General features: G+C 75.8%; 20 protein-coding genes and 1 riboswitch. Of the genes, 9 read left to right on the forward strand and 11 right to left on the reverse strand.

The genetic code is table 11. From position 1 onward, the window contains the following. Window positions 1-72 precede the first annotated feature (72 nt). From DQ244_RS08650 to DQ244_RS08665, 4 genes are all read left to right on the forward strand, one after another. Window positions 73-771: an NYN domain-containing protein gene (locus tag DQ244_RS08650; RefSeq protein WP_233491272.1), complete on the forward strand. Its 699-nt coding sequence runs from the start codon at window positions 73-75 to the stop codon at window positions 769-771. A 183-nt stretch (window positions 772-954) separates the two neighbouring features. Continuing rightward, window positions 955-1590: a flagellar brake protein gene (locus DQ244_RS08655; RefSeq protein WP_113811048.1), complete on the forward strand. Its 636-nt coding sequence runs from the start codon at window positions 955-957 to the stop codon at window positions 1588-1590. 38 nt (window positions 1591-1628) lie between these two features. After that, entirely contained in the window at window positions 1629-3326 is a 1698-nt protein-coding gene (locus DQ244_RS08660; protein ID WP_113811049.1) for a GTPase domain-containing protein, read from the forward strand. Then, window positions 3323-4903 (forward strand): GTPase, encoded by a 1581-nt coding sequence (locus tag DQ244_RS08665; RefSeq protein ID WP_113811050.1) that lies wholly within the window; start codon window positions 3323-3325, stop codon window positions 4901-4903. The genes DQ244_RS08660 and DQ244_RS08665 overlap by 4 nt, the downstream gene beginning before the upstream one ends. A gap of 2 nt (window positions 4904-4905) precedes the next feature. Here DQ244_RS08665 and DQ244_RS08670 read toward each other — a convergent pair whose 3' ends face one another. Then, entirely contained in the window at window positions 4906-5406 is a 501-nt protein-coding gene (locus DQ244_RS08670; protein ID WP_113811051.1) for an ATP-binding protein, read from the reverse strand. Window positions 5407-5532: 126 nt separating this feature from the next. On the opposite strand from DQ244_RS08670, the gene DQ244_RS08675 reads away from it, so the two are divergent. Beyond that, window positions 5533-6222 (forward strand): GAF and ANTAR domain-containing protein, encoded by a 690-nt coding sequence (locus DQ244_RS08675; RefSeq protein ID WP_113811148.1) that lies wholly within the window; start codon window positions 5533-5535, stop codon window positions 6220-6222. Window positions 6223-6334: 112 nt separating this feature from the next. Here DQ244_RS08675 and DQ244_RS08680 read toward each other — a convergent pair whose 3' ends face one another. After that, complete coding sequence (locus DQ244_RS08680) at window positions 6335-7675, reverse strand: APC family permease (protein WP_233491273.1); 1341 nt, start codon at window positions 7673-7675, stop codon at window positions 6335-6337. 2031 nt (window positions 7676-9706) lie between these two features. On the opposite strand from DQ244_RS08680, the gene DQ244_RS08690 reads away from it, so the two are divergent. Continuing rightward, window positions 9707-12208, forward strand: a complete 2502-nt coding sequence (locus tag DQ244_RS08690) for a SpoIIE family protein phosphatase (RefSeq protein WP_113811054.1) — start codon at window positions 9707-9709, stop codon at window positions 12206-12208. 10 nt (window positions 12209-12218) lie between these two features. Here the strand turns inward: DQ244_RS08690 and DQ244_RS08695 are convergent, their stop codons facing one another. The 5 genes from DQ244_RS08695 to DQ244_RS08715 all read right to left on the reverse strand — a co-directional run bounded on the left by DQ244_RS08695 (window position 12219) and on the right by DQ244_RS08715 (window position 17095). Further along, window positions 12219-12653, reverse strand: a complete 435-nt coding sequence (locus DQ244_RS08695; protein WP_113811055.1) for an ATP-binding protein — start codon at window positions 12651-12653, stop codon at window positions 12219-12221. Window positions 12654-12769: 116 nt separating this feature from the next. Further along, on the reverse strand, window positions 12770-13540 hold the full coding sequence (locus DQ244_RS08700; RefSeq protein WP_199580299.1) for an energy-coupling factor transporter transmembrane protein EcfT: 771 nt from the start codon (window positions 13538-13540) through the stop codon (window positions 12770-12772). Window positions 13541-13610: 70 nt separating this feature from the next. After that, window positions 13611-15035, reverse strand: a complete 1425-nt coding sequence (locus tag DQ244_RS08705; RefSeq protein WP_233491274.1) for an ABC transporter ATP-binding protein — start codon at window positions 15033-15035, stop codon at window positions 13611-13613. 7 nt (window positions 15036-15042) lie between these two features. Next, the gene (locus tag DQ244_RS08710; protein ID WP_113811056.1) at window positions 15043-15678 is read right to left on the reverse strand and encodes an ECF transporter S component; all 636 of its coding nucleotides are present in this window, start codon (window positions 15676-15678) and stop codon (window positions 15043-15045) included. After that, window positions 15676-15779, reverse strand: a riboswitch (TPP riboswitch). It overlaps the preceding gene by 3 nt. Window positions 15780-15802: 23 nt before the next feature. Next, the gene (locus DQ244_RS08715) at window positions 15803-17095 is read right to left on the reverse strand and encodes an Nramp family divalent metal transporter (RefSeq protein ID WP_199580300.1); all 1293 of its coding nucleotides are present in this window, start codon (window positions 17093-17095) and stop codon (window positions 15803-15805) included. A gap of 176 nt (window positions 17096-17271) precedes the next feature. Here DQ244_RS08715 and DQ244_RS08720 point away from each other — a divergent pair, with 176 nt between their 5' ends. Together DQ244_RS08720 and DQ244_RS08725 are read left to right on the forward strand one after the other, a co-directional pair. Further along, window positions 17272-18078 (forward strand): SDR family oxidoreductase, encoded by an 807-nt coding sequence (locus DQ244_RS08720; protein WP_113811057.1) that lies wholly within the window; start codon window positions 17272-17274, stop codon window positions 18076-18078. 23 nt (window positions 18079-18101) lie between these two features. Next, window positions 18102-18656 carry a GNAT family N-acetyltransferase gene (locus DQ244_RS08725; RefSeq protein ID WP_113811058.1) on the forward strand — a complete coding sequence of 185 codons (555 nt, stop codon included), beginning with the start codon at window positions 18102-18104 and terminating at the stop codon, window positions 18654-18656. Here the strand turns inward: DQ244_RS08725 and DQ244_RS08730 are convergent. The 4 genes from DQ244_RS08730 to DQ244_RS08745 all read right to left on the reverse strand — a co-directional run bounded on the left by DQ244_RS08730 (window position 18640) and on the right by DQ244_RS08745 (window position 21105). Further along, on the reverse strand, window positions 18640-19086 hold the full coding sequence (locus DQ244_RS08730; protein ID WP_113811152.1) for a rhodanese-like domain-containing protein: 447 nt from the start codon (window positions 19084-19086) through the stop codon (window positions 18640-18642). The genes DQ244_RS08725 and DQ244_RS08730 overlap by 17 nt on opposite strands. Window positions 19087-19161: 75 nt before the next feature. Further along, entirely contained in the window at window positions 19162-19848 is a 687-nt protein-coding gene (locus DQ244_RS08735) for an alpha/beta hydrolase (protein ID WP_113811059.1), read from the reverse strand. Next, window positions 19845-20054, reverse strand: a complete 210-nt coding sequence (locus tag DQ244_RS08740) for a hypothetical protein (protein ID WP_113811060.1) — start codon at window positions 20052-20054, stop codon at window positions 19845-19847. Before DQ244_RS08740 ends, DQ244_RS08735 begins: the two co-directional genes overlap by 4 nt. A 28-nt stretch (window positions 20055-20082) precedes the next feature. After that, window positions 20083-21105 (reverse strand): NADP-dependent oxidoreductase, encoded by a 1023-nt coding sequence (locus tag DQ244_RS08745; protein ID WP_199580301.1) that lies wholly within the window; start codon window positions 21103-21105, stop codon window positions 20083-20085. Between the two features lie 98 nt (window positions 21106-21203). On the opposite strand from DQ244_RS08745, the gene msrA reads away from it, so the two are divergent. Further along, the gene (gene msrA, locus DQ244_RS08750) at window positions 21204-21866 is read left to right on the forward strand and encodes a peptide-methionine (S)-S-oxide reductase MsrA (protein ID WP_113811061.1); all 663 of its coding nucleotides are present in this window, start codon (window positions 21204-21206) and stop codon (window positions 21864-21866) included. Window positions 21867-21871 lie beyond the last annotated feature (5 nt).

A 21871-nucleotide genomic window follows, 5' to 3' on the forward strand; every position in this document is an offset into this window, starting at 1 on the left:
CCCGTCGGCCCGCCCCGGCCCGCCGAGCCGCCCGTGCTCCCGCCCGCGGACGGCGACCGGCAGACTGGGCCCGTGCTGGACACCCCCGAGACCCTCGACGGCGCTCCCGACGAGCTCACCGCCGTCGACGACGGCCGGGCCCGCCCCGCGCTGGACCTGCTGATCTGGGACGCCCCCAACATCGACATGACCCTGTCGACCGTGATCGGCGCGCGCCCGACGGCGGCCTCCCGTCCGCGCTTCGACGCGATCGCGGCCTGGTTCGTCGAGGGCGCCGGTGATCCGGGGGCGCCGGGAGCACCCGACGTCGAGGCCTGCGTCTTCGCCAACATCCCCCCGCAGCCCGGTTCGCTGCAGCGCTGGGTCGAGGCGCTGCGCGGCTTCGGGTACTCGGTGTTCGCGCGTCCGAAGAGCCAGCCGGACGACGACATCGACCAGGACATGCTCGACCACATCGCGGTCCGGGCGCACAGCCACCGGCTGCGCAAGCTGCTGGTCTTCTCCGGTGACGGGCGCAACTTCGCCGAGCCGCTGGAGGACCTCGCCCGTCAGGGCACGCAGGTCGTCGTCGTGGCGTTCAGCGAGGTCGCGGGCTATGCCATCGGCTCGGACCTGCTCGAGTTCATCGACATCGAGGACGTGCCGGGCGCGTTCACCGAGCCGCTGGACCGGGTGCGTCTCGACGCGCTGCCCGCGGACGGCGCCTGGCTGCGGCCGACCCGCAGCCTGCGCGACTTCGTCGCCGGGTTCACCGCCCGCCGCAACGGCTGACCCGGCTACCCCGCGGAGGCCTGGCCCCACCGGCCCCTCTCGGGGTGTCGCGCCCGGGGTGTCGCGCCCGGCGCGTCGCCGTGCCGGGGCAGCGGCCGCCAGGAGGGGGCGGTTACGGTTTCCCAGCGCGGGCGGGGCGGCGGCAGGTCGGCCGTCGGCCCGAGCACCGATCGGAGAGGACCCATGAGCAGCGTTCCGGACGTCGACCACCCCGCTGAGCAGAGCGAGGTGGACATCAGGCTGACCGCTGCGAACGTCTCGGTCTCGGCGCGCGTGGAGGTCGTCCACGACGGTGTCATCTCGGTGCGCCCCTCGGCCGGCGACTTCGTCGGACCGGTGGTCGGCACGGGCGACCAGGTCGAGGTGTACTGGCGGACCGCCGACGGTCACCGCGCCGTCCCGGCCGAGGTGCTGGACTTCGAGAGCGAGCCCGTCGTCCGCTGGCGGCTCACGATCACCGGCCCGTCCGAGCACAGCCAGCGCCGGGACGCGGTCCGGGGGCGCATCGCCGTCCCGGTCACGGCCGACGTCGCGGGCGTGGAGCTGACCGGCGAGACCATGGACCTCAGCGAAGGGGGCATCCGGGCCGTCTTCGAGGGGTTCGGGCTGGCCCCGGAGGCGGGCACCCGCCTCTCGCTCGTCATCGGGATGGACGACGGTCCGGTGCGGGCCTCGGGCGAGGTGGTCCGCCTGCAGAGCCGCGGCTCGCGCTGGACGCTGAGCATCACGTTCCTGCACATCGAGGAGAAGGACCAGGACCGCCTCCGCCGCCGCGTGTTCCAGGCGCTGCGCGAGGAGCGGGCCCGCCTGTCCGACTGAGCGGGTAACGGCGGTCCTCGCGGGGCAGTGCAGGGAGCGTGACCTCACCGCCGCGCCTGCCCGAGGCACTGACCGACCTGCGGGACCGGTTGGCCGCCGCGCCGCTGCTGCTCGCGACCCCGGCCCGCGACGACGCCGTCCGCGCGGCGCGGGGCGTCGTCGACCAGATCGACGACTACCTCCTCCCGCGGCTGCGCGACCTCGACGCGCCCCTGCTGACCGTCGTCGGCGGGTCCACCGGCGCGGGCAAGTCCACGCTGGTGAACAGCCTGATCGGCACCCCGGTCACCACGGCCGGCGTGCTCCGGCCCACCACCCGCGCCCCGGTCCTCGTGTGCTCGCGCACCGACGCGGCCAGCTTCTCCGGCGACCGGGTGCTGCCGGGCCTGGCCCGGGTGACCGGCGGCGACGGGGGAGCGGGCACGGTGCAGCTCGTCGTCCGGGACGACGTACCCGCAGGCCTCGCCCTGCTCGACGCCCCGGACGTCGACTCGGTGGTCGCCACGAACCGCGACCTGGCCGCCCAGCTCCTGGCGGCGGCCGACCTCTGGGTCTTCGTGACGACGGCGGCCCGCTACGCCGACGCCGTCCCGTGGGACCTGCTGCGCACGGCGCAGGAACGGGGGACGGCGCTGGCCGTCGTCCTGGACCGGGTGCCACCGGAGGCGGCCGGCGAGATCGCCGCGGACCTCGGCGGGATGCTGGAGCGGGCCGGCCTGCCCGGGACCCGGCTCTTCGTGGTGGAGGAGGGCCCGCTGGCCGACGGCCTGCTGCCCGAGGCGCAGGTGGGTCCGCTGCGGACCTGGCTGCACGCCCTCGCCGCCGACCAGGAGGAGCGGGCCGCGGTCGTGCGCCAGACGCTGGTCGGCGCGCTGGGCAGCCTGGAGCAGCGGACGGGCGTCGTCGTCGCGGCCGTGGACGAGCAGGTGGGAGCGGCCGGAGCGCTGCGCGCCGCCGCCGCCGCGGCCTACGACTCGGCGCGCGACGGCGTGGACGAGGGCGTGCGCAGCGGCAGCCTGCTGCGCGGCGAGGTGCTGACGCGCTGGCAGGAGTTCGTCGGCACGGGGGAGTGGATGCGCACGCTCCAGGACCGGGTCGGGCGGCTGCGCGACCGGGTGACCGCCGCGCTCTCCGGCCGTCCCGCCCCCGCCGAGGGCCTGGCCGGTGCGCTGGAGAGCAGCGTCGAGGGCCTGCTGCGCGCCGAGGCCGACCGCGCCGCCGAGCGCACGGTGACCGCCTGGCGCGCGCTGCCGGGTGGGCCGGCGCTCCTGGCCGGCCAGGAGCGCGACCTGGCCCGCGTCTCCCCCGACTTCCCCGAGGCCGCCGCCGCCCAGGTGCGGGACTGGCAGGGCACGGTGCTCGACCTCGTGCGCGACCAGGGAGCGGACAAGCGCTCCCGGGCCCGGCTGCTGTCCTGGGGCGTCAACGGCACCGGGGCCGTGGTGATGGTCGCCGTCTTCGCCCAGACCGGAGGGCTGACCGGCGGCGAGGTGGCTGTCGCCGGCGGCACGACGGCCGTCGGCCAGCGGGTGCTGGAGGCGGTGTTCGGCGACGCGGCCGTCCGTGCCCTGGCCGAGCGCGCCCGCGAGGACCTGCGCGAGCGCTCCGACGCCCTGCTGCGCTACGAGCAGGACCGCTTCGACGACCGGGTCGACGACGCCGCCCCGGACGAGACCACCGCCGGCGGGCTGCGCGCCGCCGTCGCGGCCCTGGCGGACGCGCGGCGCGCCGCGTGAAGCGGGCGGAGCGGTCGCTGACCGACCGGCTGACGGCGCTGCGGGAGGCGATCGAGGTCGCCGACGGCCGCCTGGAGGTGCCCGAGCTGGCCCGGGCGCGGGCGGTCCTGGCCAAGGCGGGAGCGCGGGAGGCCCTGGGCGACGCCACCGTCGTCGCCCTCGCCGGAGCGACGGGCAGCGGCAAGTCCACCCTGTTCAACGCCCTGTCCGGCAGCGAGGTGAGCACGCCCGGCGTCCGCCGCCCGACCACCGGGGTCGCGCACGCCACGGTGTGGGGCACGGCCGACGACGGCGCCGACCGGCTGCTCGACTGGCTGGAGGTGCCCCGCCGCCACCGGCACGCGCCCGAGCCCGCCCTGGACGGACTGGTCCTGCTCGACCTCCCCGACCACGACAGCGTGCGCCTGGAGCACCGGCTGGAGGTCGACCGGCTGGTCGGGCTGGTCGACGTCCTCGTCTGGGTGCTGGACCCGCAGAAGTACGCCGACGCCGCGGTGCACGAGCGCTACCTCGCCCCGCTGGCCACGCACGCGGGCGTGCTGCTCGTCGTCCTCAACCAGGTCGACCGCCTCGACGAACCGGCCGCGCGGGCCTGCCTCGCCGACCTGCGGGGACTGCTGGACCGCGAGGGGCTGGCGGAGACGCCGCTGCTGGCCGTGTCGGGGCGCACCGGCCAGGGGCTGTCCGAGCTGCGCGGCCAGCTGGCCCGCCGGGTGTCCGCCCGCCGGGCCGCCACCGAGCGGCTGGTCGCCGACGTGCGGGCCGGCGCCGCCGCGCTGGCGGCGCACTGCCCCGAGGGGGACGCGGCGCCGGGGCGCGGGGGGCGACCGGGAGCCGAGGAGCTGACCGACGCGCTGGCCGTCGCGGCCGGCGTGCCCACGGTGATCGCGGCGGTCGAGCGCTCCACCTACCGCGAGGGCACCGGGCGCACGGGCTGGCCGCTGCTGCGCTGGACCCGGAAGCTCCGCGCGGACCCGCTCGAGCGGCTGCACCTGGGCGGGGGCCGGACGTCGCTGCCGGCCGCCGGGGCGGTCGAGGCGGCGCGGGTCGCCACCGCGGTGCGGGAGGTCCGCGAGGACCTGGGCGACGGCCTGGCCCCGGCCTGGCGGGACGAGCTCCGGCGCACCGCCGAGGACGGCGAGCACCGGCTGACCGACGCGCTCGACCAGGCGGTCGCCGGCGTCGACCACGGCCCCGACCGGGTGCCGCTGTGGCAGCGCGCGGCCGGTGGGCTGCAGTGGCTGCTCGTGGTCGTCGCCCTGGTCGGCGCGCTGTGGCTGCTGGCCCTCGTCGTCCTCGGCTTCTTCCAGCTGGACGACGTCGTGCCGCTGCCGCGCGTCGAGGGCTTCCCGCTGCCGACGCTGCTGGTGGGCGGTGGTCTGCTCGCCGGGCTGCTGCTGGCGCTGGTCTGCCGGCCGCTGGTCGCCCTGCGTGCCCGACGACGGGCGCGATCGGCCGGGCGCCGGCTGCGGGCGGCGGTGCAGGAGGTCGCCGAGGGCGAGGTGCTCGCGCCCCTGACGGAGGTGGAGCGGGACGCGGAGCGCTTCTGCGCGGCGGTGGCGGCCGCCGCGCGCTGAGCTCAGAAGCCGGGGGAGCGCTGCTCCGGCAGGCGCCCGCGGAGCGGCTGCGGGACGTCCCTGCCCGAGGGCAGGAGGGCCCAGACGTGCTTGCGACCGGGGCGCTGCTCCCAGCCGAAGCCCTGGGAGAGCTGGGCGACCAGGTGCAGGCCCATCCCGCCGAACGCGGGGTCGCGGTCGACGGCCGGGACCGGCGGGCGGTCGGGGGCCTCGTCGCTGAGGTCCAGCAGCCACCCCGCGGGACCGGCCACCACGAGCGCCCGCACGTCGCCGCCGCCGTGGCGCAGCGCGTTGGACGCCAGCTCCTCGAACACCAGCAGCAGGCCGTCCCGGGCGTCCTCGGTGGAGGCCGCGGACACCGACGGGTGGGCGATCCGGGCCCGCAGGTCCGACCGGACGCGGGAGACCACGTGCATGGCCTCCAGCTGCCAGTGCCAGACGTCGCCGGGGACCGACGGGACGGGCTTGCAGGGCCACGCGTCGTGGGCCAGCTCGTCGGCCATCGCATCCTCTCGCGTCTGCTCCGCGGGCTCCGGGAACCCGGGTGCCCGAACCCCCATCCTGACCGATCCGTCGGCCGCGCGCGAAGGCGGGCGGGTAGGACCCGTTCCACCAGGCACAATGCTGTGGTGGACGACGTGATGCTGGAGCTCAGCCGGGTGACCCTCGGCGGCCGTGAGCTCTCCGACGTGCTGGGCGACATCACCGCGATCGCAGCCCGGGCCATCCCCGGCGCGGAGTCGGTGTCGACCACCCTCATCCGCGACGACAAGCCCTTCACCGCCGCGTATTCCGGCGAGATGTCGCTGCTGGCCGACGAGCTCCAGTACGCCGAGGACGGCGGCCCGTGCATCGACGCCGGCCGCGGCGGGGTCGTGCTGCGCATCGACGACACCTGGACGGAGGAGCGCTGGCCCCGGTACATCGCCCGGATCCGGGAGATCGAGGTGCGCAGCTCGCTGTCGGTGCCGCTGCCCTACCAGGGCTCCTGGATCGGTGCGATCAACATCTACTCGAGCAAGCCGGGTGCCTTCGCCTCGCCCGAGTCGCTGGCCGCGGGCCTGGGGGCGGCCGAGGCGATCGCGGTCGCCGTCGCCAACGCCGACGCGCACGCGCAGCTGGCCGACCAGGCGCGCAACATGCGCATCGCCATGGAGTCGCGTGCGGTGATCGAGCAGGCCAAGGGCGTGCTCATGGCCCAGCGGCACGTGGACGCCGAGCAGGCCTTCGAGATCCTGCGCCAGGCCTCGCAGCGCTACAACCGCAAGCTGCGCGACATCGCCGTCGGCATCGTGGAGTCGACGCAGACCAAGGCCTGACGACAGACCCCCCTGCCCCCGCACGTCGAACGCACGCTGAGGGCCCTCTCAGACCGTGCGAGAGGGCCCTCAGCGGGTTCTCGTCGTCCGGTTGCACGTGGAACCCCGCCGGTCAGCGGCGGCCGGCCCACCAGGGCGCGCGGGCCAGCAGGTAGAGCAGCACGCCGACGGCGAGCTCCGCCCCGGCGAGCAGCCAGGTCCGCCACTCCTGCTGCGAGAGCAGCAGCAGGCAGGACCCGATGGCGAGCACCGGCACGACGGCGGGCACGCGGAAGTGCTCCTCCTCGACCCGCTCGCGGCGCAGCACCAGGACCGCGGTGTTGGTGCTCAGGAAGACCAGGAGGAGCAGCAGCACGACGGCGTTGGCGAGATCGCCCAGGTCGCCGACCAGTGTCAGCCCCATCGCCACCAGCGTGGTCAGCACGATCGCCACCCACGGCGTGCGGCGGCCCGGGAGGACGCGTCCCAGCGGCCGGGGGAGCAGCCCCTGCTCGGACATGCCGAACACGAGGCGGCTGGCCATGATCATGGTGAGCAGCGCTCCGTTGGCGACGGCGACGAGGGCCACCAGGCTGAACAGCTGGTCGGGGATGCCGACGTCGGCGGCCTGCACCACGGCCAGCAGCGGGCCCGAGGAGGCGGCCAGGTCGTCGGGGGCCAGCACCACCGAGGCGGCGAGCCCGACCAGCAGGTACACGACCCCGGCGACCAGCAGCGCCCCGAAGAGCGCCCGCGGGTAGACCCGCCGCACGTCGCGCACCTCCTCGGCCACGTTCGCCGAGACCTCGAAGCCGACGAAGGAGTAGTAGGCGACCAGCGCCGCGGCCAGCACGCCGGAGGCGACCGACACCCCGGGCGGGAACTCGAGCACGCGGCCGGCGTCGCCGTCCCCCCGGCCCAGCACCACGGCGCCCAGGACGACGACGAGGACCAGGCCGGAGACCTCCACGACCGTCATGACGACGTTCGCCCGGACCGACTCCTGGATGCCCCGGGCGTTGACCAGGGCGACCAGCACGAGGAAGACCAGGGCCGCCGGCACGGCGGGCACGTCCAGGAACACCCTCAGGTAGTCGCCGGCGAAGGCGAGCGAGAGCCCCGCCGCGCTGGTCACCCCGGCGGCCAGCATGCAGAAGCCGACGAGGAAGGAGATCAGCGGGCTGCCGTAGGCCCGCTCGGCGAAGACCGCCGAGCCCCCGGCCCGCGGGTACTTCGTCACCAGCTCGGCGTAGGAGGCCGCCGTCAGCAGGGCCAGGCCCAGCGCGACCAGCAGCGGGATCCACACCGCGCCCCCGACCTCACCGGCGATGACGCCGATCAGGGCGTAGATGCCGGCGCCGAGCACGTCGCCGAGGATGAACAGGAACAGCAGGCGGCCGCTGACGGCACGGCGCAGCCTGGTGGGGCCGCCATCGGCCTCGGAGACCTCGTCGGCGGTTGCTCGATCACTCACCCGCAGAGTCTTTCCGCGGCCTCCGGGGGCGGCAATTCGGCCGTGCCCCGTTCGGGCGAGGCCTCCGACACGCCGCGCGCGCCGCCGGCCCCGCCGCATGACCGACGCCCCGGACCGGCCTCTCCACGCTCAGGAGGCGGGTGCTTGTCGACAAGGCTCCGGCCCGGGAGAGGGGTGACCGACCGGTCCGGGACACCCGCGCAACGGTTCGGTCACGCGCCCCCGGAGGGGTGTCCGATGAACGGGTCGCCGGCGTCCCGGATCCCTACCTTTCTCCTTGTCCGCAGCACCTTCCCCGGCTGCGGACACGACGTGAGGAGGCGACATGAGCAGCAGCCACCAGGCCATCCGGACGGCTCCGGCGCGCGTGTCCGCCGACCTGCCCGGGCGCGGGCCTTCGTCGCTGGCCGGTCTGATCGACGTCCTCGACCGGGCCGACGCCGGCCGCCTGCGCCCGCGGCCCCCGGTCCACCGGACGGGTGGACGTCCCGGTCCGCTCCGCTCGGTGCAGCCGGCCCCGCTGGCGCGCCCGGTCCGGGTCGCCGCTCCGTTGGTCCCGCGCGTGGTCGTCGTCCCGGAGCGGGTCCGCCAGCCCCTCGGCGGCCTGCGGGGCATCGTCCGCCGCGCCGCGCTGTGGGGCTCCGGCGAGCAGCACGAGTACCTGGCCTGGCCGGTGGCGGCGCACCCCACCCCGGCACCGCGGGCCCGCCGCTCGGCGCTGCGTGCCCTCACCCGCCGGGTCGCCCTGTGGGGCGCCGGCGAGCGCGGCGAGCACCTCGCCTGGGGCGCCCCCGCCCCGGCCCGCCGCACGCTCGAACCCCCCGTGGTGCTGCGCGAGCTGCCCAGCACCCCCTCGATCCAGCCCGTGGCGCCTTCCCCCGCCGCGGCGCTCCTTCCCGCGGGACCGGCGTCGTCGCCGGGGTCGCGAACCGGTACGGCCGCACCTGAGGCGACCGCCCGTCCCTCCTCCCCGGGTCCCACGGAACCCGCGGTCAGGAACCAGCCACGCGTCGGCTGGGTTCCACCGCGGGACTGGCCGTCCCCGGGTCGGAACGGGGCACGGTCCACGCTGCCGAACCCACCGGTCCGCCCCTCCGGCCCGTCCAGCCGCGTCCCGGGGGTGCCCGCACCGCGCTCCTCCCGGGGGGCCGGTGACGCCAGGGCGCGGGGGGACCCGCTCCCGGGCACGGCCAGGGGTTCTCCCCTCCCACCGCGACGAACCTGGCCCGCGAGCGGATACCCCCCGGGGCCGCTCCCTGTGCGGGCACCTTCGTCGCACCCCCGCTGGGCGCAGTCCGCGCCCGGCTGATGCTGGAGCGCGGACCACGGCAGCCAGCCGCGGACGCCGTCCCCACCGCACGTCGAGCACGCCGGAACAGGCCGCCCCCTTCCCCGGGTGGCCGCGGACCGTCGTCCCGATCCCGACCACGTCCTTCCCCCGGCCGAGCCCCCTCGGCCGCACCCCCTGTCCACCCCGACGGTGTCCCTCCGGACGCCCGCAGACCTCGTCGCACCACGTATCCGGCCTCGACCTCCCGCCGACTGCACTGCGCAGCGCGCGGACCCTCCCGGGAGGCCCGGATCGCGGACGGCGCCGGCTGCGGGCCCGGAACCGTCCGGGGGACGACGGGCCCTGCCGGTACCCGGCGGCGCGACTCTCGCGACGCGGGTCTCTGACCGCCAGCGGCTCGCGGCGGTGCGAGGTGGACGGCGCCGGGACCGGGAGCCGGCAGTCCTGCTCCAGCCGCTCCGGCCACCGGGGACGACGTCGCGGACATGCGTGGACCGCGCCGGCGGACGGCTTCCCGTCCGCTCCCCCCGCCGACCGGCGGGCGCCCGCCACGCGGGCCGGACCCCCACACGGTCCGGCCCGCCGAGGGCGCCCGCCTCGGCCGCCGGAGGCACCTGCCCCCGTCGATCCCCCACCGCGGTCCGCGCGTCCGGCCTCCCGGTGTGACACGCTCTTGCCCGGAGACCGTGCGGAAGAATGCCGCGTGTCGGTCACAGAGGACGCCGGGGGAGGCGCGAGTAGTGACCGCCGCCGCCGATGTCTCCCGCCTGGACCTGGTCCGCCACCTGACCGGAAGCGCCGTCGGTGCCCGCAACCTCCAGCGGCTGACCGACCTCGCCGTCCGCCTGCTCGACTGCGATGTCGCCCAGATCTCCCTGCTCGGTGAGGTGCAGACGGCCGTCGTCGCCACCGGGCTCCCGCCCGGCGCCGTGGGCACGCAGCTCCCCCTGACCGACTCGCTCTGCGCCGTCGCCATCGCGGGCGCCGCGCCCCTGGTGGTCGAGGACGCCGCCGCCGATCCGCGGGTCCGGGACAGGCAACCCGTCCGGTCCGGCGCGATCGGCGCCTACCTCGGGATCCCGCTCGTCGTCCCCGAGGACCAGCCGGTCGGCGCGCTGTGCGCCTATGGTCCCCGGGCCCGCTCCTGGAGCGACCGGGACGTCGCCGTCCTCCGGCAGCTGGCCGCGTCGGTGGCCACCGAGCTGCAGCTCACCACCGTGACCGCGGAGCTCGAGGGGAACCGGCTGCGGTTCGAACTGGCCATCGACGCGGCCGGCATCGGCAGCTTCGACTGGGACCTGGGCAGCGGACGGCTGATCTGGGACGACCGGCTCGTGGAGCTGTTCGGCTTCGAGCGGGGCGCCTTCGACGAGTCGTTCGACTCCTTCCTCGGCCGGCTGCACCCGGAGGACCGCCAGCGCACCGCCGAGGCCGCGCAGGCGGTCATCGAGCAGAACGGCGTGCTCGACGTCGAGTACCGCGTGCAGCTGCCCTCGGGCGAGACGCGCTGGGTCCAGGGGCGGGGCCGCGTGGTCGTGGACGACGAGGGCCGCCCCCTGCGCATGATCGGCGCCGCCTACGACACGACCCCCCAGCGCGACGGCGACGCCCGCGTGGCCCGGGTCCTCGAGGCGATGAAGGCGGCCTTCTTCTCGCTTGACCGGCAGTGGCGGTTCTCCTACGTCAACGCCGAGGCCGAGCGCGTGCTGGGCACCTCGCGCGAGGACCTGCTCGGCGGCGTGGTCTGGGAGCTCTTCCCGGCGGCGGTCGGCAGCGACTTCGAGCGGCACTACCGGGCGGCCGTGGAGCTGGGCTCCGAGCAGATGTTCGAGGCGTACTACCCGGCGCCGCTGGACGCATGGTTCGAGGTGCGCGCGTGGCCCACGCCCGACGGCCTGTCGGTCTCGTTCCTCGACGTCACCGAGCGGCGGGCCGCCGAGGAGCAGGCGCGGCGCAGCACGACGCGCCTCTCCCTCGTCGCCCAGACCACCAGCGCGATGTCGGCCTCCCTCGGCAACGTGGCCAGCGAGGAGCGGGCGCTGCAGCGGGTGGCCGAACTGCTCGTCAGCGGGCTGGGCGACTGGGTGATCATCAGCCTGGTCGACGAGGACGGCCGGATGCGCGACGTCGCCGGCTGGCACCGGGACGCCGCGCTCCGGCAGACGGTGGCCCGGTACGCGGCCCTCCGGCTGGCCTCCCTGCAGCCGGGAGCCCCGGTGCTGCAGGCCCTGGCCTCGGGCCAGGTGTTCGTGGTCGACGACGTGGCGGAGGCGGTGGGGCGCACGCTGCCCCCGGGCGAGGTGAGCGACGCGTTCGGCCGGCTGGCCCCGCGTTCGGCCATGACCCTGCCGCTGTCCGCCCGCGGCCGGACCCTGGGCGCGCTGAGCATCTACCGGTCCGCCGACCGGCCGGTCCCGGACGAGGAGGACGTCGCGACGGCGCACGACGTGGCCGGCCGGATCGCCCTCGCGCTGGACAACGCCCGGCTGTACCGGCAGCAGCGCCGGCTGGCGGAGGACCTGCAGCGCAGCCTGCTCACCGCTCCGCCGCAGCCCGACGACGCCGAGATCGTGGTGCGCTACCACCCGGCGATGGCCGCCGCCGAGGTCGGCGGCGACTGGTACGACGCGTTCGTGCAGCCGTCGGGCGCGACCATGCTGGTCATCGGCGACGTCGTGGGCCACGACACCGAGGCCGCGGCCGCGATGGGACAGCTGCGCGGCATGCTCCGCGGCGTCGCCTACCGGGACGGCATCGGCCCGGCCCGCGTCCTGGGCGACCTCGACGCGACGGTCCAGGGGCTGGGGATGGGGACGCTCGCGACCGCGGCCATCGTGCGGGTCGAGCAGGACGACGAGGAGCGCGCCGCCGGCCTCACCCGCCTCCGCTGGTCCAACGCCGGGCACCCGCCGCCGCTGGTGGTGCACCCCGGTGGCCGGATCGAGGTGCTCGCCGGCGGACGGGCGGAGCTGATGCTGGGCGTCGACGCCGGCACGCGGCGCACCGAGAGCCAGACGACCGTGGCCCGGGGCGCGACGGTGCTGCTCTACACCGACGGGCTCGTCGAGGGCCGCGACCTGCTGCTGGACGAGGGCACCGAGCGGCTCGTCGTCGCGCTGCGGGAGATGGCGGACCTGCCCCTGCCCGAGCTCTGCGACGCGCTACTGGAGCGGCTGCGGCCCGAGGGCCTGCAGGACGACGTCGCACTGGTCGCGGTGCGCCTGCACCCGCAGGAGCGCTGACCCGGACCGCTCAGCGGGGGAGCAGGGCCCAGACGTGCTTGGCGCCGTCGGCGACGTACCAGCCGTGGCCCTGCGCCAGCTCGGCGATCAGGTAGAGCCCCAGCCCGCCGAGGCTCGGGTCGCGGCCCACCGCGGGGGACGGCGGGGTGTGCGGCGCCCGGTCGGCGACCTGGACGAGGTAGGCCGAACCCGTGCGGCCGATCGCGGCCCGGACGTCTCCCCCGCCGTGCCGGAGGGCGTTGGACGCCATCTCGTCGAGGGCCAGGACGAGCCGGTCGATGAGGTCCGGGGTGACCGATCCGCGCGCGACGGCGGTCAGCTCGCGGCGCACGTCGGCGCGCACCCCGGGCAGCTCGGCGACGGTGGTGAGCTGCCAGTCCAGGACCGGATCCGCCGCAGGTGGGTACGCCGACGGCCACGTGGTGCCGGCCGCCTGCCCTGTCACGCGCGTGCTCTCCTCGGTTCCTGGCCGGCGGGACGCTGTGCTGGCCGAACAATCACGTATGGGCCATCTCGCTGACGGTCAAACATGATGTCGTGCGGATCACGCCCGGGGGCGGATCAGCCGACGAAGACCGGCGCCCAGTATCCCGTACGCACGCTGAGCGCGACGGCCGCGGCGCAGACGACGACGGTGCCGACGACGAACCACGCGTCCCGCCCGTGCAGGGTCGAGCCGCGGGCGTTCGAGCGCGGGATCCCGGAGTCGAAGCCGCGCGCGTCCATGGCGGTGGCCAGCCGCGATCCCCGGCGGACGGCGCCCACGAGCAGGGTGAACGCCACGCCGGCGAGCAGCCGGGCCCCGGCGATCGGGTTGCGCCCCGCCTCCACCCCGCGGGTGCGGCGCGCCAGGCGCACCTGCTCGAACTCGGTCACGAGCAGCGGGGCCAGCCGCAGGGCTGCCAGCGCGCCGTAGGCGAAGCGGGTGGAGACCCGCCAGTGCAGCGTGAGCGCGTCGGCGAGCCGCACCGGGTCGGTGGAGGCGACGAGCAGGACGCCGGGGAGGGCCAGCCCGACCACCCGCAGGGCGAGGCCGAGACCGGTCAGCGCGCCGGCCTCGTCGGACAGGACCACGTTCACCACGCCCACCGAGCCGGCGCCGATCAGCAGCGGCCAGGTGCGGTGCCACACGGTGCGCAGGTCGGTCAGCCCCGCGGCGCGGAACAGGCACAGCTCGGCGGCCACCACGACGGCGGGAGTCACCACGTCGAGGCTGGTCAGCAGCACCAGCGTCACGATGCCGATGGCGGTCAGCTGCGCCACCGGGTTGATGCGCGACAGCGGGACGTCGGCGACGGGCCCGAGGGCCAGCGGTGCCGTCACAGCGACCACGGCTCGACTCCGTGCTCGTTCCGCTCCTCGCGCGCCGGCGCTCGCTGCGATGCTCGCCCGCACGTCGTCCTCACAGGACCAGCTCCGCGTCGGCCAGCGCCGCCACGAGGTCGACGTCGTGGGTCACGGTGACGACCGCGCACCCGCGCGCCCGCTGCTCGGCCAGCAGCGTGACGACCTCGCGCCAGGTCGCGGCGTCCTGCCCGAAGGTCGGCTCGTCGAGGACCAGGACGCGCGGGGAGGTGGCGAGGACCGTGGCCACCGACAGCCGGCGCTGCTGGCCGCCCGACAGCGTGTAGGGGTTCGCCCCGGCCAGGGCGCCCAGCCCCAGCCGCTCGAGCAGCTCCTCGGCCGTGGCCCGGGCCTCCGCCGCTCCTGAGCCCGACCGCAGCGGGCCCAGCGCCAGCTCGTCGCGCACCCGGCCGGTGAGGAACTGCTGCTCGGGGTGCTGGAAGACGGTGCCGATGCGGGTGACCAGCTCCCCGGCCCGCCAGCGCACGGGCTCCCGGGAGCCGCGGCGCACGTCGCCGGTCAGCTCGGCGGTCGCCGTCACCCGACCGGTCGTCGGGGCGCGCAGCCCGGCCAACAGGAGGGCGAGCGTCGACTTGCCCCGTCCGTTGGGGCCGGTGACCGCCAGCACCCGGCCGCCGGACAGGGCGGCGTCGGTCGGCCGCACCGCCGGCAGCGTCGCGCCCGGGTAGGTGAACCCGGCCGCCTCGGCGGTGAGCAGGAGGGGGCCCTGCTCGGCGCGCGGCAGCCGGAGCCCGTCGGCACGGGGGCGCGGGCGCCAGCCGGGCGGCTGCTCCACCAGCCCGCCGGGCACCAGCTCGAGGACGCGGTCGACGAGGGGGAGCCACGGCTCGGCGTCGTGGTCGACCACGACGACCGTGGCCTGCCGGTCGGCGGTCGCCCGCGCCACCGCGCCGCGCACCAGGGCGGCACCGTCGGGGTCCAGCTGCGCGGTGGGCTCGTCGAGCAGCAGCAGCGAGGGGTGGCGGGCGAGCGCGCCGGCGAGCACCAGCCGCTGCTTCTCGCCGCCGGACAGCGCCTGTGTCGGTCGGTCCCGGCCGTACGGGAATCCCACGGCGGTCAGGGCGTCGTCGACCCGGGGCCAGATCTCGTCGGCGGGCAGGCCCGCGTTCTCCAGCCCGAACGCCACGTCGTCCCCGGCGCGGGTCATGACCAGCTGGCTGTCGGGGTCCTGCGCGAGCAGACCCAGCCGGTCGCGGGCGGCGGCCGGCGCGACGCCGTCGACGGTCAGCTCGCCGGTGAACTCGGTGGACTCCGGGTCGAGGATCCCGGCCAGGGCGGCGAGCAACGTCGACTTGCCCGCGCCCGACGCCCCGGTGAGCAGCACCCGTTCCCCGGGCTCCACGACGAGGTCGGTGCCGGTGAGCGCCCAGGCCAGGCGCGAGGCGTGCCGGACGCCGAGGCCCCGCGCGACCAGGCGCGCGGGGCCGGCGTCCGTGCGGAGGTGCCCCCGCGTGGTCGTCACGGCGGGGTCAGACCCGCGTGCGACCCGACGCGAACGAGCTCAGGGCCCCCGTGCGGGCCAGGGCGCGCACCAGCAGGAGACCGACGACGCCGGCCAGGAGCACGCTGGAGAGCACGGTGAACGCGATGTAGGGCAGCGTGAACGCCCAGAGCGGGTACTCGCCCGACACCGGGTAGTAGAGGCTCAGGTCGAGGATCGCCGTCGACAGGCCGGCGGTGACCGCGGCCAGGACCGCCGTCCCCCAGCCGAAGCTGCGGTAGCGGGTGAGCAGGAACCCGAGCTCGCCGCCGAGACCCTGCACCACGCCGTACCAGACGATGATCAGGCCGTACGGGGAGCCGAGCAGCAGGCTGACGGTCGCGGCGATCGTGGACGCGAAGGTCGCCGCCCCCGGCTTGCGGACCAGCAGACCGGCGACGACACCGGGCATCAGGAAGACGCCGTTGAGCAGGCCCTTGAGGGGCGGCAGGAAGTCCAGCGGGGTCGAGGCCACCTCCGCGAACAGGTTCCACGCCCAGAAGACGGCGCCGAAGGCGACGCCCAGGACGGCGGTGACGACGATGTCGACGGTGCGCCACCGGACGGAGCCGGGCTGCTGCTCGGCGTTCTCGGCGGACGACGGGTGGACGGCCTTCTGGGCCATGTCTTTCCTCCAGACTCCCTGCGCCGGCATGACCCGGATCAGGTTCGAGGGTCTGCGGTGTCCCGCACTCTCAGCGCCGAAGCGCTCCCCTGCTGTTGATGTGTGTTCAGTTGTGCGGCCGAGCCTAGCCCAGGGCGAGACCCAGGAGCAGGTGGGCGTTCAGGCCGATGATCAGCGCGGCCACCAGGCAGCCCGCCAGCGTGGTGATCCGCCGGTTCACCCAGCCACCCATCAGGTCCCGGCGGCTGGTGAGCCACAGCAGCGGCACCAGCGCGAACGGGATGCCGAAGGACAGCACCACCTGCGACCAGACCAGCGCGGTGGTGGGGTCGCCGCCGAGGGCCAGGACCCCGAGCGCCGGGGCGAGGGTGATCAGCCGCCGGGTCAGCACCGGGATGTGCCGGCGCAGGAACCCCGCCATCACGACCTGACCGGCGTGCGTGCCCACCGACGACGACGCGAAGCCCGAGGCGAGCAGCGCGAGGGCGAAGGCGATCGCCGCCCCGGAGCCCAGCTGGTCGCCCAGCCCGGCGTGCACGCCCTCGAGGGTGTCGGCCTGGCTGCCGCCGGTGAACAGCTGCGCGGCGATGATCAGCATCGCGGCGTTGACCAGGCCCGCCAGCCCCATGGCCAGGACCACGTCGAGCCGCTGGGCGCGCAGCAGCCGCCGCCGCCCGCCCTCGGTCCGCCCGGCGGTGACGACGTCGCCGTAGCGGCCGGGGGTGAGCGCGGAGTGCACGTAGATGACGTGCGGCATGACCGTGGCGCCGAGGATGCCGGTGGCCAGCAGGATGCTCTCCTGGCCCTCGAACGAGGGCACCATGCCGCCGGCCACCCCGCCGACGTCCACGCCGGACCCCACCAGCGTGTAGCCGAACCCGAGCCCCACCACCAGCAGCAGGCCGGTGATCACCCGCTCGAAGGGCCGGTGGCCGCGGGACTGCGCGGCCAGGAGGACGAAGGCCACCACCGCGGTGATCAGCCCGCCGATCGGCAGCGGGACCCCGAAGAGCAGGTGGAGCGCGACCGCGCCGCCGATGATCTCCGCCAGGTCGGTGGCGATGGCGACCGCCTCGGCCTGGACCCAGAGGACGACGGTGAGCCGCCGGGGGAGGCGCTCCCGGCAGAGCGTGGCGAGGTCCCGGCCGGTGGCGAGCCCGAGCTTGGCCGTCAGCGTCTGGATGAGCATCGCCATGAGGTTCGCCGCGACGATGACCCACAGCAGCGTGTAGCCGAACGCGGCACCGCCGGAGAAGTTCGTGGCGAAGTTGCCCGGGTCCACGTAGGCCACGGCCGCGACGAAGGCCGGGCCGAGCATCGGCCAGATCCGCCGCCCGGCCGCCGGGGGAGCGGGCGGCCGCGGGGTGGCGACGAGCGTCGTCGGCAGCACGGCTGCCTCGGTCTTCGACAGGTACACGGCGGCCTCGCAGGGTGGAGCGGCGGGTGGTCGCTCCTGTCCTGCCCCTCGGCGGTGTCACACCCGGGCCGACCTGTGGCCCCGCGGGGCCAAGGTCAGCCTGACCTGAGCGCGCCGCGCGTGGGCCGCTCCGGTTCGGGAAGGAACGGTCCGCCCGTCCCCACTCTGGAGGTCCCGTGACCGACGCAGCAGCCCCCCGCCCCCTCGCCCTCGTCACCGGTGCCTCCAGCGGCATCGGCCTGGAGCTGGCCAAGCAGTTCGCCGAGAACGGCTTCGACCTGGTCGTCGTCGCGGAGGACGGCGAGCTGGACGCGGCCAAGCTCCAGCTGCAGCAGCGTGGCGCCGCCGTCTCCGACATCCGGGCCGACCTGACGAAGCGGGCGGAGGTGGAGAAGGTCGTCGCGGCGGTGCGGGGGTCGGGCCGCCCGCTGGCCGCCGCGGCGCTGAACGCCGGGGTCGGGGTCGCCGGCCGCTTCGCCGAGACCGACCTGGACGCCGAGCTCGGGATGGTGGAGCTGAACTGCGCCTCCACGCTGCACCTGGCCAAGCGCGTCGTCCAGGACATGGTGGCCCGCGACGAGGGGCGGATCCTGTTCACCTCCTCGGTCGCCTCGCAGGCGCCGGAGCCCTTCCAGGCCGCCTACTCGGCGACCAAGGCGTTCGTGCAGTTCCTGGCCCTGGGCATCCGGGAGGAGCTGAGCGACACCGGCGTCACCGTCACCGCGCTGCTGCCCGGCCCCACCGACACCGAGTTCTTCGACCGCGCCGACGCCACCGACACCAAGCTCGGCGCCTCCGACAGCAAGGACGACCCCGCGCAGGTCGCCCGTCAGGGCTTCGAGGGGCTGATGAAGGGCGAGGCGTCGGTCTTCGCGGGCTCGGTGACCAGCAAGCTCATGGGCAAGCTGTCGGCCGTCCTCCCCGACGCGGTCGCCGGCAAGAGCCACAAGCCGATGACCGCCCCGGGCTCCGCCGGGAGCTGATCTCCCCCGGGCAGGATGGCGGGGTGGAGACCCCGCCCCTGGACCTCGGTGAGCTGCGCCTGCAGCCGTGGACCGACGACGACGTCGACGCCGTGTTCGCCGGGCAGCAGGACGCGGCGTCGCGGTTGTGGGCCGGGGGTGGCGCGCTGGACACCCGCGACGACGCCGTCGCGCTGGTGGACCGGCTGCGCTCCCAGCCGAACCGGGCGTCCTGGGCCGTGGTCGACGCCGCCTCGGGGGAGCTGCTCGGTTCGGTGACCGTCCACTCGATCGACCTGGGGCAGGGCAACGCCCAGATCGGCTACTGGACGGTGGCGGCGGCCCGCGGGCGCGGCGTCGCGCCCCGGGCGGTCGACGCCGCCTGCCGCTGGGTGTTCGGCGCGCTGGCCGTGGACCGGATCGAGCTCTGCCACGCCGTGGAGAACACCGCGTCCGGACGGGTCGCCGAGAAGGCCGGCTTCCGTTCCGAGGGCCGGCTGCGCCGCTCGTTCCGCTACGGCGACGGTGCCAAGCACGACGAGCTGCTCTGGGCCCGGCTATCCGACGACCCCGCTCCGGACCTCAGCACCCGCAGCTGACGCCGGAGGCCGGCGCGGTGAGCGGGTCGACGTCCGGGCGGTGGACACCTCCGGCGGTGGCCACCGGCAGTCCCTCGCGGGCCCAGTACTCGAAGCCGCCGATCATCTCCCGCACCCGGAAGCCGAGGAGGGCCAGGGCGAGCGCCGCGCGGGTGGCCCCGTTGCAGCCGGGCCCCCAGCAGTAGGTGACGACCGGGACGTCCCTGTCCAGCTCGAGGGGCGCCCGGGTCGCGATCTCGCGGCCCGGCAGGTGCACCGCGCCCGGCAGGTGCCCCTGCCGCCAGGCGTCGTCGCCCCGGCTGTCGAGGAGGACGAACCCGGGCCGCCCGGACTCCAGCGCCGCGTGGACGTCGCTGACGTCGGTCTCCACCGCCAGGCGGTGCGCGAAGTGGGCGGCGGCGTCGGCGGGCGCGGTGCCCCAGTCGATCATGAGGGCCACGCTAGGCACGCCGGTCCCCGGCCGACAGGACCTGCCCTGCCAACGACCGCAGCGGCTCTGCCGAGGTCAGAGCGGGACGTCGACCCGCTCGGCGGCCGGGCGGTCCAGCGCCCGGGCCACGTCGCCCGGCACCGGTGCGAGCCCGGCGCCGGCGAGGACGACGTCGCTGACGAAGGTGTGCCAGCGGTGGGCGTGGCGCAGCATGCTGTGGCCGCCGGCGACGGTGAACCGGGCGACGTGCGCGCCGGCGTCCACGGCCCGGGCGGCGAACTCCTCGGACAGCCGGGCCGGCACCCAGCGGTCGCCTCGACCGTGCACGATCGTCACCGACCGGTCGCGCAGGTGCTCGACGGGTTCGCCGGGCGGCGTCCACGGAGCCAGGGCGCACACCGCGCTGACCCCGTCGTGCCCGCCGGCGCGCAGCACCGCGCGGCCGCCCATCGAGTGGCCGACCAGAACCACCGGCAGGTCGGGGTGCTCGGCGCGGATGACGTCGATGGCCCAGCGGACGTCGGCGTAGGCGTCCGCGGCGGCGCCGTTCCAGCCCGCCACCCGGTAGCGGAGCAGGTGCGTGGTGAGGCCGGCGTGCCCGCCGGTGCCCGAGACGAACTGCTCGATGGCGCGCATCCGCACCAGGGAGAGCGCCCGCTCCTTGGGCGGTTCCACGCTGGCCACCGTGCCGCCGTGGCAGAAGAGCGCCACCGCGCGCGGCGTCGTCGAGGCCGGCCGGGACTCCAGGAACGGGTCGGTCACCGGCGGCGTCCGCGGCGGCCCCCGCGCAGCGTGGCCCGTGCCCGATCGCCCAGGTCGCCGGCCTTCAGCAGGGCGTTGCTCACGGCCGAGGGGCCGCGACGGCGCTGCAGGGCCAGGCCGAGCCGGCGCAGCAGGCCGGTGGCCAGCGGGACGACGACGGTCAGCAGCAGCCAGGTGCGCAACCGGCTGGTCAGGAAGAGCCACATGGCCTGCCCCTTACCCCGGACCCGTCGTTCACGCCTGGTCCTCGGCGAGGCGGACGATCATCTTGCCCGTGTTCCCGCCCCGGAGGAGGTCGAGGAACGTGTCCACGGCGTTCTCCAGCCCCTCGCGCACCGTCTCGCGGACCACGAGCTCGCCGGAGGTCACCAGGGCAGGCACCTTCGCGATGAACTCGCCGTGGAGGTCGGCGTGGTCACCGACGATGAAGCCGCGCAGGGTCAGCTTCTTGCTGACCATCTGGAACATGTTGCGCGGACCCGGGGCGGGCTCGGTGGCGTTGTAGGCGGAGATCGCCCCGCACAGCGCGGCCCGGCCGAACTCGTTGAACGCGCCGATGGCGGCCTCGAGGTGCTCCCCGCCGACGTTGTCGAAGAAGACGTCGATGCCGTTCGGCGCCGCCTCGCGCAGCAGCCCGGCCACCGGACCGTCGTGGTAGTCGAAGGCCGCGGTGAACCCGAGCTCCTCGGTCAGCCAGCGCACCTTCTCCGGCGTGCCGGCACTGCCGATGACGGCCGAGGCACCGTTGATACGCGCCAGCTGCCCGACGAGGCTGCCCACGGCGCCGGCGGCACCGGAGACGAACACGGTGTCGCCCTCGCGGAACTCGGCCAGCCGGAACAGCCCCACCCAGGCGGTGAGCCCGGGCATCCCCAGGACGCCGAGGTGGTAGCTCGGCGGGATGCCGGGCAGGTCGGGCAGCACCCGCACGTGCCTGGCGTCGAGCACGGCGACGTCGCGCCACGCGGCGTCGGCCAGCACCAGGGACCCCTCGGGGACGTCGGGGGAGCGGGACTCGACCACCCGGCCGATGGCCCCGCCCTTCATCGTCTCGCCGATCTCCCAGGCCGCGGCGTAGGACTTCCCGGCGTTCATCCGGCCCCGCATGTACGGGTCGACCGACATCACCAGCATGCGGACGACGACCTGCCCCTCGGCCGGGTCGGGCCGGTCGAGCTCGACCAGCCGGAAGTCGTCGGGGGTGGGCTCGCCGACGGGGCGGGCGGCCAGCTGCCATTCACGCGTGTGCACGGTCACGCCGCGATCGTGCCCCGCCTGGAGCGGCCTCGCTGCGGGGCCCCCTGCGAGCGTGCGAACGGAGGGGGGCGGCGAGGTCCCTCCACTACGCTCGGGACATGCTGTTCTCCCGGACCAAGACGCAGCTGGTCTCGCCCGAGGGCGCGCTGCCCGGGCGCCCCGATCCGCTGCCGCACGTGCCTGAGGTGCACGCGGTCACCGGCAACCGCATCCAGCCCCCGTTCCCCGAGGGCATGCAGACCGCCGTCTTCGGCGCCGGCTGCTTCTGGGGCGTGGAGAAGGTCTTCTGGGAGACCCCGGGCATCTGGTCGACCGCCGCGGGCTACGCCGGCGGGTACACGCCGAACCCCACCTACGACGAGGTCTGCTCCGCGCGCACCGGGCACACCGAGGTCGTGCTCGTGGTCTTCGACCCGGCGGTGATCTCCTACGAGCAGGTGCTCAAGGTGTTCTGGGAGGACCACGACCCGACGCAGGGCATGCGCCAGGGCAACGACATCGGCACGCAGTACCGGTCGGCGATTTACCACTCCTCGCCCGAGCAGGAGAAGGCGGCGCTGGCCACGCGCGACGCCTACCAGGAGCGGCTGGCCGCCGCGGGCTACGGCCGGATCACCACCGAGATCGCGCCCCTCGGCGAGTTCTTCTACGCCGAGGACTACCACCAGCAGTACCTCTACAAGGTGCCCCACGGCTACTGCCCGGTGCACTCGACCGGCGTCTCGTGCCCGGTCGGCCTGGGCGTCGACAGCTCCGACTGATCCGG

The sequence above is a fragment of the Blastococcus sp. TBT05-19 genome, assembly GCF_003319095.1.
Classification (GTDB): domain Bacteria; phylum Actinomycetota; class Actinomycetes; order Mycobacteriales; family Geodermatophilaceae; genus Blastococcus.

Bases quoted from the DNA above. Each gene is read 5' to 3' on its own strand.
- DQ244_RS08655 (WP_113811048.1), top strand. From the start codon at position 955: ATGAGCAGCGTTCCGGACGTCGACCACCCCGCTGAGCAGAGCGAGGTG.
- DQ244_RS08670 (WP_113811051.1), bottom strand. From the start codon at position 5,406: ATGGCCGACGAGCTGGCCCACGACGCGTGGCCCTGCAAGCCCGTCCCG.
- DQ244_RS08710 (WP_113811056.1), bottom strand. From the start codon at position 15,678: ATGGCCCAGAAGGCCGTCCACCCGTCGTCCGCCGAGAACGCCGAGCAG.
- DQ244_RS08730 (WP_113811152.1), bottom strand. From the start codon at position 19,086: ATGATCGACTGGGGCACCGCGCCCGCCGACGCCGCCGCCCACTTCGCG.
- DQ244_RS08740 (WP_113811060.1), bottom strand. From the start codon at position 20,054: ATGTGGCTCTTCCTGACCAGCCGGTTGCGCACCTGGCTGCTGCTGACC.
- msrA (WP_113811061.1), top strand. From the start codon at position 21,204: ATGCTGTTCTCCCGGACCAAGACGCAGCTGGTCTCGCCCGAGGGCGCG.